We start from the raw sequence: 16,108 nt of genomic DNA on the forward strand, positions 1-16,108 counted from the left end.
ACCCATCCCTCCGGAGTCCCCTCCGGACGCCGGGGAACTCCCCCCACCCCAGGAGACCTGGACATGAAGCGTCTTCGCGCTCTCCTCTGCGGTGCCGCCACCGCCGCGCTCGCCACGGCCGGCCTCTCGGCCTTCGTCGCCGGTCAGGCGTCCGGGGCACCGGCCGCCGCGGCCGCGCTGGGCAACCGGTGGTACGCGGCGGCGCCGTATCTGATGCCGCTGGACAACAACCCGCCCAACGCGGGCGCCATCATGGACGCCACCGGGCTCAAGGCGTTCCAGCTCGCGTTCGTCCTCGCCCCCAACGGCGGCGGATGCAGCCCCACTTGGGGCGGCACCGCGCCCGTCTCCTCCGACACGGCCGTCGGCTCCGTCGTCGCCGCCATCAGGGCCAAGGGCGGCGACGTGTCCGTCTCCGTCGGCGGCTACGGCGGCACCAAGCTCGGCCAGACCTGCTCCGACGCGGCGAGCACCGCGGCCGCGTACCAGCAGGTCGTCACCAAGTACCAGCTGAAGGCGATCGACTTCGATCTGGAGGAGCCCGAGTACGAGAACAGCACGGCCATCGCCCATGAGATCGGCGCCGCCAAGATCCTCCAGCAGAACAACCCCGGCCTGTACGTCTCGGTGACCACGGCCGGAACCGCCGACGGCACGGGCTGGTTCGGGAAGCAGATGCTGGGCGAGGCCAAGGCGCAGGGCTTCGTGCCCAACAACTTCTCGATCATGCCGTTCGACGGGGGCTTCAACGGCGCCGCCGCCCAGACGAGCGCGCTGACCAACTTCAACTCCATCCTCCAGTCGACCTTCGGCTGGAGCGCGGCGACCGCCTACGCCCACGAGGGCTTCTCCGGGATGAACGGCCGCAGCGACACCGGCGAGTACTTCCGCCAGGCCGACTTCCAGACCGTCCTCGACTACGCCACCGGCCACGGGATGGACCGCTTCACCTTCTGGTCGCTCAACCGGGACCGGCAGTGCTCGCCGCCCGACAACAACGGCACCACCTCCGGCACGTGCAGCAGCGTGGCCCAGGCCGACTGGGACTTCGCCAAGTACGCCGTGCGGTTCGCCGGTGCCACCCCGCCCACCGACCCGCCCACCACGCCTCCCACGACGCCGCCCGGAAGCTGCTCGGTGGCGGCCTGGAGCAGTGCCGCGATCTACACGTCGGGCAACGAGGTCTCCCACAAGGGCCACAAGTGGAAGGCCAAGTGGTGGACCCAGAACGAGGAGCCCGGGACCACCGGCGAGTGGGGCGTGTGGCTGGACGAGGGAGCGTGCTGATGCGTTCCTAGGTGCCCGTGTGTCCGGCGCGCCCCCTTGACCGGGGGCGCGCTGACGCGTTTTCGGGGGCCGATGGGGGCAGTTGAGTCCGTTCGGGCGCGCGGTGCGTATGTGAGGTGGTGGAATCCGTCACTAACACCACTGTCCATTTCGTCATAGAGGACATAGAGACGACGCTGGTGCCCGTCCCGAGGGGGGAGACATGGAAGAGATCTGCGTACCGCTGTATGTGGAGCTGTTGCACGAGGGGGGTGATGCCATGACGCCGGTGGAGGCCGTGATGACCTACGACTCCGACGACCCGCTCGCGGTGTCCGTGGACTTCGTGTGCGGCAACGGCACCCACACCACCTGGACGATGGGCCGGGACCTGGTGGCCGAGGGGCTGACGTCCCGCCGCCCGGTCGGCCTGGGTGATGTGCGGGTCTGGTACTGCGGCGACGGGGGGTTACGGATCAGGCTGGATTCGGACGAAGGCAGCGCCGACCTGCTGGCCGGCCGGGAGGACGTCGCGGAGTTCCTCTCCCGTACGTACCAACTCGTTCCGGAAGGGAGTGAGCTGGACGGCTACGACGTGGACGCGGTCCTGGACCTGCTGTTCGCGCCTACGTCACCGGCCCCGGCCTGCCAGTGGTGCGGCCGGGAGTGTCCGTGTCCGGACCACGGCGCCCGGTAGACCCGACGGGGGGAACGGATTCCTGAGCCCGCCGCCCGCCCCGGTGCTCCGGAGCGGGCGCGGCTCGAAAGCATCCCGTATCAACGCGTGTGGCTCCTGCGGCTATTGACAGTTCTGTCAATGACATGGACATTACAGTCGCTTATTCGGTTCCGCCGCGGCGCACCATCCCGCGCCGCCGCCGGACCGTGCTCCCACCCCCACCGTCGTACCCCATGACGTCCGGACCCCGGTCCGGTCTGGAGGAGCCACGTGAACAGACACACGCCCACCCGAGCGAGGTCTGCCAGATCCGCGAGAACCGCCCTCGCGGCCGCCCTGCTCGTCGCCGCCGCGGCCCTGGGCGGCGTGCACGGCGCCGGGACCGCCGCCGCCCGGCCCGCCGAACGCCCCGGCGCCGCGCCCTCGCCCGACGCCCCGCACCACGGCGCCGTCGCGGGAGCCCGCGCCCCCGGCCGTGACGCGGGCCGCGACCGCGCCGTCGAGGCGCTCAGGGACGGCCGCGCCGCCCACCGCCGGGCGCGCGCCGCCGCCCTCACCCACAACTGGTGGGGGATCTTCCCGCAGCCCGGCACCCACGACGGCATCACCGCCACCCACAGCGTCGACGCCGCCTACCGCGTGAGCAACGCGGACAACTTCACCTACGCGCCCACCACCAAGGCGCAGAACTCCTGCATCGAAGTGGTCACCGCGTACTGGAACAGCGGCAACGAGCTGTGGGCCTGGGACTGGTGCTCGCAGAACGGCGGCCCCGCCAAGATCCTGCCGCTGGACGCCGACTTCCGCGCGAAGTACACCACCGCCGTCGACGGTCGCCCCGCCTTCAGCATCCAGCTCGTCAAGGACACCGGATCCGGCAATCGCTGGTCCTCGTACCTGTACAACTACCGCACCGCCCAGTGGGAGCTGCTCTACCGCCAGTCCGGCACCGACCAGAGCGACCTGGACTACGGCTGGGACATCTTCGAGATATACGCGAGCGTCAACCCGGCCACCAAGGTGGGCTACTACTGCACCGAGGCGAGGAATACCGTCTTCGACAGCAGCACGATCCAGCTGCGCAAGAACGGCGCCTGGAAGCCCGCGCGACCGGCCGACTCCCCGTGGACCGAGGCGAACCCGTCCGGGCGTGACTTCCTGTGCCCGCCCCTGAAGTTCCTCCAGGCGGGCGCCAACGACCACTGGACCGTACGGCAGTGACCGCGTCCTGAACCGCCCCGTCGGCGTCCGGCCGCCGCTCCTCGGCGGCCGGACGTCACGGCCGGTCGGCCGTCCACCACCGCGCCTTGTACAGGCTCGACCCCTTGAGCTCCTCCTCGCCGCCCGGGCCGTGGAAGCGGATGCGCGAGGTGCACCAGGTGCAGGGCGCGCCCGGCTCGGGGCTGACGGTCAGGACCTGACCGGTGACCGGGTGCTGGCTGACGCTCTTGACCGTGGGCCGGTCGACGGCGCTCTGGTTCGCGTACGGCACGAACGCGCCGGTGCGGACGGCGAACTGGCGCACATGCCCGCTCGTCGACAGCCACATCGGGGTGTCCGCGCCCAGCGCCCGCGCCAGGTCGTGGCCGCCGGACTCGGGCAGCGGATAGGAGCGCGCCGCCGTCAGCCGCGGGCTGGCCGCTCCGCCCTCCACGGCGAGGCCCACGAGCAGCCCGGTGCCGAGCGCCCACAGCAGCCCGCTGCCCGCGTCCCAGAGCAGCCCGTGCGCACCCGGCAGCGCGAACGAGGCATGCACGCGGGAGCGCGCGCCCTGCGAGGCGGTGTAGACGCGGACGAAGCCGCCGGTGCTGGCCGCCACCGCGATGTCGCCGTCCGGCAGCAGTTCGACGGTGTGCGGGTTGGTCCAGGCGGGCAGCGACGCCGCCCAGTACACCGCCGCGCCCTCGTGCCGGACAGCCGCCACGAACCCGCCGGAGGCGCAGGTCAGCAGGAGCGGGCCGGAGGTGGTGGAGCGGGCCTTGGCGTCGCTGACGTTGCGCCAGCCGCTCTGCGGATCGAGATCCGCCAGGCCGGGGTCGTCCACGGGCGTCCACGACCACAGCGGCAGCAGATCGGCGGCCCGCGCCGTCCGGTCGCTCTGCCCGGAACGCCAGTAGGCGCTGGTCGCGTCGAGCAGGAGCACCGACTGGGACGCCTGGTCGCAGGCGAGGATCTGGGTCGGCGGCGCCCCCGGCGTGGCCGGGGCCCGTCCGGCCGCACGGGCCGTCGGCGGCGCCACCGCGGCGAGCCCGCCCGCCACGGCGGCGCGCAGCAGGGCCCGGCGGGGAGCGCGCGAGGGGGATGCGGATCGCGTCGTGGACACGTGGCCCTACGTTGACAGGCGCTGTCATTTCATACGGCGTGGGGGCACCGCGTCCGCGCCTACTCCACCCGGACGGGCCAGCGGGCCCGGCCCGGCTCGGCGGGCGGGGCCGTCGCGCGCACCCGACTATGGAGCGGTGAACACCACGTCGCACATCGCACCCGGGGGGTTTCTGACGCGGCCGATGGACAAGGCCGACGTGCCCGCCTGGCTGGACCTGCGCGGCGACGCGGAGCGGGTCGACCGGACCGGCCACCACGTCGACGCGGACGACCTCGCCGAAGAGCTGGAGAACCCCAAGCTGGACCTGGAGCGGGACACCCTGACGCTGTGGGACGGCGCGCGGATGGTCGCGTACGCCCTGCTGCACACCCCGGACGGCGCCGTGGACGCCGCCCGCTTCCGCGGCGACGCGGCGGTCCGGCCCGAGTGGCGGCGCCAGGGGATCGGCCGCCATCTGGTCGCCTGGATGGACTCCCGGGCCCGCGCGCTCTACGCCGAGGGCTTCACGCACCTGCCCGGCGAGCTCCTGATCAGCGGAAAGTCCGGCGACGAGAATCTGGAGGCGCTCGCCGGGAGCGCCTCCTTCACTGCCTGCCGCTGGTGGTTCGAGATGACCCACCCGCTCAACACGGGCCGCCCGATGACCGGCGGCGTACCGCAGGGGCTGCGGCTCGTGGAGTTCGAGCCCGCGTACGACGAAGCCACCCGGCTGGCCCACAACGACGCCTTCCGGGACCACTGGGACTTCACCGAGATGGACGGGACCGACTGGCGGACCTGGGTCGTGGGCGCCCGCTCGTTCCGCCCGGCCCTGTCGCGGCTGCTCCTGGACGGGGACGAGGTGGTGGCGTATCTGATCGCCGAGGAGTACGACGCGGACACCGCCGCCGACGGCACTCGCGACTGCCACATCGGCTACCTCGCCACCCGCCGCTCGCACCGGGGCCGCGGCGCCGCCCCCGCCCTGATGGCCGCCACCCTCGACGCGGCCCTCACCCACGGCTACGACAGCGCCTCGCTCACCGTCGACACCGCCAACCCGTCCGGCGCCCTGGGCCTCTACGAACGTCTCGGCTTCACCGCCCACCGCGAGTACGTCACGTACGCCCGGCCGCTGCCCCGGGCCTGAGCGGGGCGCCCCACACGAACGGGGTTCGCGCGGTTAGCCGCGATGATCTTCGGGTACCCGTGGCGGGCATGTCCGGTATCCGGGTGCGCAGCGGCCCGGAGCAGTCAGGTCAGGGAGGCACGCATGGACGGTGTGACGGCGGGCAGCGGGGCGCGCGGCCGGACCATCACCACCGAGGTCCCCGCGCGGCTCGACCGGCTGCCCTGGTCGCGCTGGCACTGGATGATCGTCATCGGGCTCGGCACCGTCTGGATCCTCGACGGCCTCGAAGTCACCGTCGTCGGCAACATCGCCAGCCGCCTCTCCGAGGACGGCAGCGGCCTGGCCATCACCGACGCGCAGGTCACCGGCCTCGGCGCCGCGCTGTACGTGGCAGGGGCCTGCTCCGGCGCGCTGTTCTTCGGCTGGCTCACCGACCGGTACGGCCGCAAGAAGCTCTTCCTGATCACCCTCGCCGTCTATCTCGCCGCCACCGCCATGACCGCGCTGTCCTTCTCGGCCTGGTGGTTCTTCCTGTTCCGCTTCCTGACGGGCTTCGGCATCGGCGGCGAGTACGCGGCCATCAACTCCGCGATCGACGAGCTCATCCCCAGCAAGTACCGCGGCCGGGTGGACCTGATCATCAACGGCAGCTACTGGCTCGGCGCGATGGGCGGCGCGCTCCTCTCCGTACTCGCCCTCAACACGGACATCTTCCCCAAGGACCTCGGCTGGCGGCTCACCTTCGGACTCGGTGTGGTGCTCGGCCTGGTCATCCTGGTGGTGCGGCGCCATGTGCCGGAGAGCCCGCGCTGGATGTTCATCCACGGCCACGAGGAGGGCGCCGAAGAGCTCGTCGACGGCGTGGAGCGGCAGGTCGAGGAGGAGAAGGGCGAGCCGCTGCCCGCGCCGGGGCGGCTCATCACCATCGAGCAGCGCGAGAGCGTGGGGTTCGTCGAGATCGCCCGGACCCTCTTCCGCTCCTATCCGAAGCGCGCGGTGCTCGGCTTCGCGCTCTTCATCGGGCAGGCCTTCCTGTACAACGCCATCACGTTCGGCTTCGGTTCGATCCTGGTGAAGTTCTTCGACGTCTCCAGCGGGGCGACGGGCTACTTCTTCGCCGTCATCGCCTTCGGCAACTTCCTCGGGCCGCTGCTGCTCGGCCGGTTCTTCGACACCGTCGGGCGCAAGGTGATGATCGCCGGGACGTATCTGCTCTCCGGCGTTCTGCTCTTCGTCACGGCCTGGTTCTTCAGCCAGGGGTGGCTGAACGCGCCCACGATGACCGCGTGCTGGTGCGTGGTGCTGTTCTTCGCGTCGGCGGGGGCCAGTTCGGCGTATCTGACGGTGAGTGAGATCTTCCCGATGGAGACACGGGCGATGGCGATCGCCTTCTTCTACGCGATCGGCACGGCGGCCGGCGGCATCTCCGGGCCGCTGGTCTTCTCGGACCTGACGTCGAGCGGAGTGGTCGACGACGCGGTCCTGGCGTTCTGCATCGGCGCGGCCCTGATGACGGTGGCGGGCACGGTGGCCGCGTTCTTCGCGGTCGACGCCGAGGGCAAGGCACTGGAGGACATCGCCACGCCGCTGTCGGTGCGGGAGGCGACCGCCGGGGGATGAGGACCGGGAGGCCGCCCCTTGTGCGGCGGCCTCCGGGCCGAGGTCAGTTCACGTTGACCGCGCTCCAGGCCGCGGCCACCGCGGCGGCCGCGGGGCTGGTCGTCCCGTACAGGTCGCGGGCGGCGGCGATCGTGGCGGTGCGTGCGGCGCGGTAGTTGGCGTTGGGGGTCAGGTACTGGGTCAGGGTGCGGTACCAGATCGCCGCCGCCTTGGTGCGGCCGATGCCGAGGAGCTTGGCGCCGTTGACGGTCGGGCTGTCGTACGAGATCCCGTTGATCACCCGGGGGCCGCTGCCCTCCGCGAGCAGGAAGAAGAAGTGGTTGGCCACACCGGAGCCGTAGTGCGGGTCCAGGGTGGGCAGCGACGGCGACCAGTAGTCCGGCGAGACGCCGTCCCGGGAGGGGCGGTCCATGTAGCGCAGGGGTGTGCCGTTGCCGTTGAAGTCGGGCTTCTCGCCGATGAAGTAGTCCGGCACGTCGGCCGGGATGTTGGCGTGGAACTCGACCATGGTGGCGAAGATGTCCGAAGTGGCCTCGTTGAGGGCGCCGGGTTCGCCGCTGTAGCCGAGCCCGGCGGTGGCCGAGGTGACGCCGTGCGTGATCTCGTGGGCGCCGATGTCGAGAGCGGTGAGCGGGTGCGCGTTGCCGGGCCCGTCACCGTAGTTGATGCACCCGCACGCGTCGCTCCAGAACACGTTGGGGTAGTTGGAGCCGTAGTGCACGACGCTGCGGACCCCCTTGCCGTCGTTGCGTACGCCCAGGCGGTTGAAGGACGACTTGTAGTAGTCCCACACCGAGGCCGCCGCGAACTGGGCGTCCACCCCCACGGACTGGCGGTTGGTCGGCAGTCCGTTGCCCCATACGTTGTCGGCATCGGTCAGGATGGCGTGGGTCTGTCCGTCGACGGTGTCGGTGTTGCCCCGGGTCGGGTCCTGGAGCAGATACGACGTGGCCGTCTTCGTGGTCGTCAGCGGCACCTTGCCGTCGAAGACCCCGGTGCCGCTGCCCAGTGCGGGTGAGTCGGCCGCGGCCGGTGGAGCGCCGGTCAGGCCCGCGACGGTGGCCGATACGGTGAGGACGGCCGCCGCGAGCGCGGCCCGGCCGCGTCCCGTGGTGTGCGTGCGTCTGGCGCTGCGGTTTCCCTGTCGGTCCATCTGCTGTCTGCCCCTCGGTCGGCGACGCGGGCGCGGTGGCGCCTCGCTCTCGGGGCGCCGGGTGGGCGCCGGGTCGCAGCATGGGGGAGCGGCGCACGGGTTGGCAGGATCCCGTCAAGAAAATGGCTCGGCTTCGCCGCTGGGGCGACGGGATCCGGTCATCGAACGGCGAAGGCGCCCCCGCGGGTCTCGCGGGAGCGCCTTCTGGGAACTGCGTCAGGCGTCAGTGCTTCGGCGTGTTCGCCACGGTGACGTTGACGGCGGCCCAGGCCTTGTCCACCGTCTTGTACTCGACGCTGTTCGCGCCGTACAGGTCGGTCGCCGCCTTCAGCGTCGCCGTGCGGGCGTCGTGGAAGTCGGTCGTGGAGACCATGTAGCGGGACAGGGCGCGGTAGAAGATCTGCGTGGCCTTGTCCCGGCCGATGCCGGTCACGGTCGAGCCGTCGTACGTCGGCGAGTCGTAGGCGACCCCGCCGATCGTCTTCTGGCCGCTGCCCTCGGCGAGCAGGTAGTACGCGTGCGAGGAGACGCCGGAACCGGCGTGCACCTCGGTGTCGTACGACGCCGGCGACCAGTAGTCGACCGTGCCTTCCAGCTTGTCGAGCGACGGCTTGTCCAGACGGCGCAGGAAGGTCTGGGCCAGGCCCAGCTTCTCGCCCATCAGGTAGTTCGGCGGGTTCTTCGGGTTGTTGGTCTGGAACTCGACCGCGCTCCCGAAGATGTCCGCCAGCGACTCGTTGAGCGAGCCCGCCTCACCGAACTGGTTGTCGTTCGCGTCGACCCGGGTCGGCTGGAGGTTGGCCGTGGCGTCGACGACGCCGTGGGTGAGCTCGTGGCCCGTGACGTCGAGCACGACCAGCGGCTTGGTGAAGGTCTGGCCGTCACCGTCGCCGTAGAGCATGCAGCCGCAGTCCGAGTACCAGAAGGCGTTGCCGACGTTGGTGCCGAAGTGCACCATCGCGCGGGCGCCGACGCCGTCGTTCTTGATGCCGTTGCGGCCCAGCACCTTCTTGTAGAAGTCGAGGGTGCTGGCGACGCCGAACTGGGCGTCCACGGCGGCCGTCTGACGGCTGCTCAGGGCGCTGTTGCCCCAGGTGTTGTTGGTGCTGGTGAACGGCTTGCCCTGGGAGAACTGCACGACCTCGCGGCCGCCGGCGTCGCGCGTCTCGGTGTTGCCGCGCGAGGCGTCCTTGAGCAGGTAGGAGCTGCTGCCGGTCTTCAGCGTGTTCAGCTGGACCTGGCCGACGAACAGCGAGTTGCCGGTGCCGAGCGAGGGGATGCCCGCGCTCTTCGGCGGGTTGAACGGCTTGGCGCCGGACGCCGAGGCGGCCGCGCCGGAGGGGGCGGTCGCACCGGTCAGGGGCGCCACCTTCTCGCCGCGCTGGCGCAGCTTCGCCTTCAGCTGCGGCGAGACGAACTGGTCGTTGACCGGGGCGTTGCTGAGCACGGCACCGGTGGCGGCGTCGACGACGACCGTGCGGGCGCCGCCCCCCTCGGTGGTCTTGCTGCCGGTGACCTTGATCTGGTACGCGAGCGCCGTGCGGTCGGCGCGCGCGTCGACGACCAGCTCGGCCGAGTCGGCGTCTCCCTTCGCCACCGAGGCCGCCTTCGCCTTGGCCTGCTCGGCCGTCAGCTTCGGGGTCTTGGCGGTGACGGCGACCTGCTTGCGGGTGGCCCGGGTCACGTCCAGGTAGGCGGACTTGGCGTCGAGGTGGACGACCAGGTCGCCGCCGAGGACCGGCAGGCCCTTGTGGGCGCGGACGAACCGGACGTGCTGCTTGCCGTCCGGGTCGATCAGGGTGTCGGTGGCCGTCAGGGTGTCGTCCTTGGAGACACCGGTGGCGGCGGCGTGCGCGAAGGCGGCGGCGCGCGCCGCCTCCACGACCGACTGGGCGGACTTGACGGCGGCGACGGAGGAGGTCCCGGTGGTGGCGGAGGTCGCGACGGCGGTGCCCACGCCCCCTGCCGTGATGGTCGCGGCCGTGGTGACGGCCAGGGCGATCGCCAGTCTGCGTATGTGGGGTGTACGCACTATGGAGGGTCCTTATGTGTTGCGGGGGCGGCCGGCTACAACCGCCCGTACGCACGGTGCCCTTGAGCACCGCGGGGACTGTGTGGCCCCGAGCGAACCCTGCTACGCCTGACATGTGCATGTAAAGGCGTTTGTTCGGCTTACGCGCCTTTGGAACTCAGATTTAACAATCGTCCCCGCCCAACTGAACGGAGGGCGACGGGCTGTGTGTTCTCTGTGTTCCTGCTGTATGCCACTGGTCCAGATGCACGCACGACGGGGTTGGTTGCTCCGCCCGCACACTGTGCTGGTGATCACAGCGCGCGGACGGTGCTTCCTCCATGTACGTACGGTGCTTTCTCCGCGTACGGGGAAAACGCGCATGTTCCAGCAGGTCGGCCGGGGTGTGATCCTCTCACCCCGGCCGTGCCGCGGCCGGTGCGGGGGTGTCAGCCCCCGGACGGGCCGGTCCAGTCGGCGGAGACATGGCCGATGCGCACCCGCTGCGGGTGGTCGCCGACCGCGACGGACACCGTCTTCTGTCCGGTCGCGAAGTCGATCGCGGTGATCCGGTCCGCCCCGGCCTCGGAGATGACACAGGCCTTGCCGTCCCCGCTCACCGTCGCCCAGTACGGCTTGGAGGCGGGAACCAAGGGGCCTTCCTGCAACGTTGTACGGTCGACGACCGTCGCGTAGTCGTCCATCGTCCCGGCGACGCAGAGCTTGGCCCCGTCGGGGCTGATCGACAGCCCGTGGTGGCGCGAGTCGTTGACCCAGGTGGTGCGGTCCTCGCTGGTCGCGGGGTTCTTGGGGAGTGTCTTGGAGCGGGTGATCCGGTCGGTGGCGATGTCGTATTCGAGGAAGCCGTTGAAGAACGACACCTGGAAGTAGAGCTTCGACTCGTCGGGGGTGAAGACCACGGGCCGGACGGCGTCGGAGAGGTCCTTGCGGCCGAACGCGTCGAGCCGGTCGCGCATGTCGATGGTCTTGACCGTCTTGAAGGTGTGCGCGTCCACCACGGTGATGTGCCGGTCGCCCTTCGTCCAGTCCAGCCACGGGTCGTCGAGGGCCGTGTTGACCTCCCCGATCGCCATGTTCCACAGATACTTGCCGCCGTCGGTGAAGACGTTTTCGTGGGGTTTGTCGCCGGTCGCGAACGAACCGAGCTGCTTGCCGCTCGCGATGTCGAGCACGTGCACGGTGTTCGAGGTGGACGCGGAGACGGCGACCCGGGTGCCGTCGGGGGAGACCGCCATGTGGTCCGAGCGGTAACCCGACACGGGGAAGCGCCAGTTGATGCGTCCGGTGGCAAGGTCGATCGACACGACGTCGGCGAAACTGGGCCGGGAGACCACGACGGCGGAGCCGTCGGGCGTGGAGTACATGTCGTCGACGAACTGGTCGTGGCCCTCGCCGGGGCCCTGTCTGATGCCGAGGAAGTAGGCCAGTTTGATCGGGTTGAGGTAGATCTCGGTCATCCGCTGGTCCTTGTCCGGAATGACGTTGATCCGCCCGATCCGGGCCAGGGCGCCGCTGGACTCGACGACGTCGGCGGTGCCGTCCCAGTTGTTGCCCACGAACAGGACCTCGCGCAGCCCCGCGGCGGCGGAGGCCGAAGGCGGTGCGGAGGCGGTCGCGGTCGCGGAGGCCCCGGTCACGGCCAGGGTCACCACGGCCGCCAGGGAGCCGAGCGTTCGGTAGAGGGGCATCGTCACTCCGGTGATCTTGTGGGGGGGCATGGCAATCACGGTGCGATGTGGCTACGGGACGGTAATGAGCGGCGCCCGACAAGACAAGAGCCATGACGACGGCGTCCGGACACGCGCGAACCGCCGCCCACCCGCGAAGGGGGGACGGCGGTTCGGGTGACGCGACCGCGGGGTCAGCTCACGTCGAGCGCCGTGTCGTCGATGACGAACGACGTCTGGAGCTGGGAGCCCTCGGTGCCGGTGAACTTCACGGTGACCGTCTGCCCGGCGTACGCGCCGAGGTCGAAGGTCCGCTGCGTGTAGCCACTGGCGGCGTTGAGGTTGGAGTACGTGGCGAGGGTGGACAGCACCGTCCCGCCGCCGTTGACCACCTGCGCCTTGAGCGTGTCGTAGGCCGTCGTCGTGGTTGTCTCGGCCGTGTCGACGTGCAGGTAGAAGCTGAGCTTCGTGCTGGTGCAGCCCGCCGGGATCGTCACCGACTGGGAGAGCGTGTCGGTGCGGGCCGAGCCGTAGCCGTTCAGCCATGCCTTGTACGTGCCGGTGCGCGCGGCCTCGCCGGAGTCGTTGGTGATCACACCGCTGGTGCCCGACCACGCCGAACTTCCGGACTCGAAGCCGGGGTCGGCGAGCAGCTGGGCGGCGGTGCAGGTGCCGCCGGTCCCGCCGCCGTCGCCACCGCTGCCCGAGCCCGCGGCGCCCGCGAGCCACTCCGTACCGTTGAGGGCGAGGGCCGCGTCCGTGCCGGCCGGGTCGTTCCAGCCGTCGTAGAGGGTGTTGCCCGACTGGCCGGTGCCGTCGTCGATGGGCGAGCTGTCGCCCCAGAACGCCACCCGGCCGCTGCCGAAGGTGCTGGTCGCGAAGAACGCGCCGGTGTTGCCCGAGGAGCCCGTGCGGTACACCAGACCCTTGACCGCCGGGTTGTCCGCGGGCTTCAGGGTGGCCGTGGTGCCGTTGCGGATGATGCTGCCGGTGACCTTGCCGAAGGAGCCGTTGAGCACCGGGTCCGTGGTGCTGGAGACGGCCCTCGGGTTGTCGGTGCCGATGTTGAGCGAGTCGATGGAGAACCCGAACGGGTCGGTGCTGTCCACGCTGTTGTTGGTCATCAGGTCGTTGAGGACCTTGACCGCGTCGGCGCCGTCGTTGTTGCGGTCCGAGCCGGTGTGGTCGGAGATCATGAAGAGACCTCCGCCGTTCTGCACGAACTTCATGACCGCGGTCTTCTCGGACGCCGAGAGCAGCACGTTCGGCTCGGGCAGCACGAACGTGTCGAAGTTCTGCAGGTCGAGCGCCGACGAGGTGCCGTAGGTGATCGTGTTGCCGGAAGGCAGCGTCTTGAGCGAGTAGTCGCCGGTCTTCTGGAGCGCGACGCCCCAGGACGACAGCGCACCGGTCCAGTCCTTCTCCGCTGTGGGGTTGGCCTTCTGGCCGAGCGGGTCCGGCTGGCTCGTACCGATGATCCAGTCGGCGTTGCCGGCGGTCTCGGCCTTCGAGTTGTCGAAGAGCACGCGGTGCGGGGTGGTGGCCGCGGCGGCCGGGGGAGCGGTGACGGCCAGCGCGGCGGTACCGGCGCCGACCATGCCGAACACGGCGAGTGCGGTCGCGAGTCTCTGCCGTGACCTTGGGGAACTCCGGGGTCGGAGCATCCTGCTACCTCCATGAGGGGTGGGGGAGAGGCGGTGCGGGCGCCCAGTCTGCGCGCGTAGAACGGCAGTTGGGGTACTGCCGGACGACACGCACTTGAACGGTACATGGCGAGATCGCGTCGGTGCAGTGTCCTGGCGGGGCCGATCTGAACCGGCCACCGCCGACCATGCCGCGCCCGGGCAAGCGAAGGCCCCCGCCGGCCGCGCCGACGAGGGCCTGACAACCCGTCAAATCTCCTAATCGGTACGGAGACTGTAGAAGCCACGACCGAAGGTGGCCGCCACCAGACGGTGGTGGACCTGGTCGTATGTGATGTCCGACACCGGCACCAGCGGCAGCCCGCCGCCGAGCCGCCGCCAGCCGTCCCGGCCGCTCACGAACACCCCCTGGTCGGTGGCGGCGTAGAGCGTGTTCCGGCCGCTCAGCACCACGTCGTTCACCGGAGCCTGGGGTAGGTTTCCGGACAGATCACGCCAACTCGCGCCCGCGTCCCGGGTCCGCAGCAGATGCGGCTGCGAGGAGCCCGACCGGTACCCGGACAGCGACACGTACGCGGTCGCCGGGTCGTCCGGGTCCACCGCGATCCGGGTCACCCACGGCTGCCCGGCGAGGACCCGGGTCCAGTGCGCGCCGAGGTCGCGGGTCACCCACACCCGCCCGTCGTCCGTGCCCGCCCACACGGTGTGCCCGTCACGCGCGGCCGCGACCGTGGTGATCGTGCCGTAGGGGTACGCGTCGTGGCCCGGGCCGCCGGTGAGGTCGGGGCTGATGGGCTGCCAGGTGGCGCCGCCGTCGGTGGACCGGTTGAGGCGGTTGCCGCCGTAGTACAGGACGCTCGTGTTCACCGGGTCGAACTGGACGGGGGTGAGCCAGTTGCGCCGGTCGGCGGTGGTGGAGTCGGTGTACTCGGTGAGCGTGGCGCCGCCGTCCGTGGAGCGGAAGCAGTTCCCGTACTGGTAGCAGGCGTACACCCGGTTGATGTCGGTGGGATCGATCAGGTTCTGCAGCCCGTCTCCGCCGAGGTACTCGTTGAACCGGTCGCCGCCCCAGGACCGCAGGGAGCCGTTGTCCTGGGCTCCGCCGGAGATCCGGTCGGTGTCCTGCGGGGTCGCCGCCACGGTGTAGAGCTGGGTCCACGGCTCGTACGTGGCCTTGGTCCAGCCGCCGTCGCCGCGGGCGTCGGAGCGGTAGACACCGCCGTCGTTGCCCAGGTAGACGCGGCCGGGTGTGCGCGGGTCCCAGAGCATGGCGTGCTGGTCGGCGTGGACGGCGTCCTGCTCCGTCCAGGTGGTCCCGCCGTCCTTGGTGGTGAGCAGGTCCACCCCGGCCACGTGGACGTGCCGGGCGTCGGCCGGGTCGACCCACACCTTGCCGAACCACCAGGAGTAGCTGGACTGGGACTCCTTGAGAGCTGTGTTGTCCGGCAGCTTCGTCCAGCTGTCGCCGCCGTCGGCCGAGGTGAGGAAGGACCCGAAGGTGCCGTCGGTGGCGCCGACCATGGCGTAGAGGCGACCGGGCTCGGAGGTGGCGATGCCGAGGCCGATGCGCCCCGAGTCGGCCGTGGGCAGCCCGCCGCCGAGGCGCCGCCAGTGGGCGCCGCCGTCGTCCGACCGGTAGACGCCGGAGCCGGTGCCGCCGTAGGTGCGTTTGTCCGGCTCGCGCCGGTGGTCCCAGAGCACGGCGTAGACCCGGTCGGGGTTCACCGGGTCGCGCTGGACGTCGACGGCTCCGGTGAACGCGTTGGGTACGTCGAGCACCCGCCGCCAGGAGCCGCCCGCGTTCTCGGAGAGGTACACGCCCCGGTCGCCGCCCGGGTTGTAGAGCGAGCCGGTCGCCGCGGCGAGCACCCGGCGCGGTCTGCGCGGATCCACGGCGAACGCGCCGACGGCCCCCGAGTCCCGCAGTCCGACCGACCGCCAGCTGCGGCCCTGGTCGGTGGAGCGGTAGACGCCGGTGCCTTCGTACGTGACGCTGCCGCCGCCCGGGTTGGGCTCGCCGGTTCCGGCGTAGAGCGTGCCGTCGGGGGCGGCGGCGAGCGCGCCCATGGCCTGTGTGCCGCGCTCGGGCCAGGCGGGGGCGAACGTCCGGCCCGCGTCGGCCGAGCGCCACACCCCGCCGCTGGCGGCGGCCGCGTACAGGGTGTCGGCGTGGTGCGGGTCGAGCGTCAGCGAGACGACCCGGCCGCCGATGTTGGTGGGCCCGACGGGCTGCCAGGCGCCGCCGGTCGCGGGCAGGGCGGCGGCCTGTGCGGCGGCGGTGTCGTAGGCGTGCCGGGGCAGCGGCTGCCCCGGTATCGCCTTCTGCAGATAGCTGTATTCGGCGGGGGCGGCCGGACCGCCCTCGTCGTCCTCCTCCTGGATCCCGGCACCGGCGGCCGGGCCTCCCGGGACCAGCAGCCCCGCGATCGCCAGGAGGACGACCGCGGCCGTACGCATCCCTCTCGATCTCCCTGTACGCATGGACGGCTCCTTACGCGGGCCGGTGCGACCGGCGCGCGACGAGTGGAAGAGCTTTCCCGGCACGTAACAGGGGGAGAGTGTTCATCAACTGCCGCAGCGGCACCAGTAGTTGGGGCGAGTGAAGGGTGTG

General features: G+C 71.1%; 11 protein-coding genes. 5 read left to right on the forward strand and 6 right to left on the reverse strand.

Annotated features, from left to right (window positions below; genetic code table 11):
• Positions 1-63 precede the first annotated feature (63 nt).
• The 3 genes from IE252_RS01475 (at position 64) to IE252_RS01485 (ending at position 3,166) form a co-directional block, all read left to right on the forward strand.
• Entirely contained in the window at positions 64-1,287 is a 1,224-nt protein-coding gene (locus IE252_RS01475; RefSeq protein WP_190087360.1) for a carbohydrate-binding protein, read from the forward strand.
• A 202-nt stretch (positions 1,288-1,489) separates the two neighbouring features.
• Positions 1,490-1,963 carry an SsgA family sporulation/cell division regulator gene (locus IE252_RS01480; protein ID WP_190087361.1) on the forward strand — a complete coding sequence of 158 codons (474 nt, stop codon included), beginning with the start codon at positions 1,490-1,492 and terminating at the stop codon, positions 1,961-1,963.
• Between the two features lie 252 nt (positions 1,964-2,215).
• On the forward strand, positions 2,216-3,166 hold the full coding sequence (locus tag IE252_RS01485; protein WP_190087362.1) for a carbohydrate-binding protein: 951 nt from the start codon (positions 2,216-2,218) through the stop codon (positions 3,164-3,166).
• 55 nt (positions 3,167-3,221) lie between these two features.
• On the opposite strand, the gene IE252_RS01490 is transcribed toward IE252_RS01485, so the two are convergent.
• Positions 3,222-4,268, reverse strand: coding sequence for a DUF6528 family protein (locus IE252_RS01490; RefSeq protein WP_190087363.1), 1,047 nt, complete (start codon positions 4,266-4,268; stop codon positions 3,222-3,224).
• 136 nt (positions 4,269-4,404) lie between these two features.
• On the opposite strand from IE252_RS01490, the gene IE252_RS01495 reads away from it, so the two are divergent.
• Together IE252_RS01495 and IE252_RS01500 are read left to right on the forward strand one after the other, a co-directional pair.
• Positions 4,405-5,400: a GNAT family N-acetyltransferase gene (locus IE252_RS01495; protein ID WP_190087364.1), complete on the forward strand. Its 996-nt coding sequence runs from the start codon at positions 4,405-4,407 to the stop codon at positions 5,398-5,400.
• A 123-nt stretch (positions 5,401-5,523) separates the two neighbouring features.
• Positions 5,524-7,002: an MFS transporter gene (locus IE252_RS01500; protein ID WP_190087365.1), complete on the forward strand. Its 1,479-nt coding sequence runs from the start codon at positions 5,524-5,526 to the stop codon at positions 7,000-7,002.
• A 43-nt stretch (positions 7,003-7,045) separates the two neighbouring features.
• On the opposite strand, the gene IE252_RS01505 is transcribed toward IE252_RS01500, so the two are convergent.
• From IE252_RS01505 to IE252_RS01525, 5 genes are all read right to left on the reverse strand, one after another.
• A complete protein-coding gene (locus IE252_RS01505) occupies positions 7,046-8,155 on the reverse strand; it encodes a M4 family metallopeptidase (RefSeq protein ID WP_190087366.1) in 1,110 nt (369 codons plus the stop codon).
• Positions 8,156-8,378: 223 nt separating this feature from the next.
• Positions 8,379-10,187, reverse strand: coding sequence for a M4 family metallopeptidase (locus tag IE252_RS01510; RefSeq protein WP_190087367.1), 1,809 nt, complete (start codon positions 10,185-10,187; stop codon positions 8,379-8,381).
• Between the two features lie 428 nt (positions 10,188-10,615).
• A complete protein-coding gene (locus tag IE252_RS01515) occupies positions 10,616-11,875 on the reverse strand; it encodes a YncE family protein (protein ID WP_190087820.1) in 1,260 nt (419 codons plus the stop codon).
• Between the two features lie 173 nt (positions 11,876-12,048).
• Complete coding sequence (locus IE252_RS01520; protein ID WP_373298499.1) at positions 12,049-13,452, reverse strand: hydrolase; 1,404 nt, start codon at positions 13,450-13,452, stop codon at positions 12,049-12,051.
• Positions 13,453-13,755: 303 nt separating this feature from the next.
• Positions 13,756-15,954, reverse strand: coding sequence for a WD40/YVTN/BNR-like repeat-containing protein (locus IE252_RS01525; RefSeq protein ID WP_190087369.1), 2,199 nt, complete (start codon positions 15,952-15,954; stop codon positions 13,756-13,758).
• Positions 15,955-16,108: the final 154 nt, after the last annotated feature.

This window comes from Streptomyces melanogenes (genome assembly GCF_014649795.1).
Lineage (GTDB): Bacteria > Actinomycetota > Actinomycetes > Streptomycetales > Streptomycetaceae > Streptomyces > Streptomyces noboritoensis.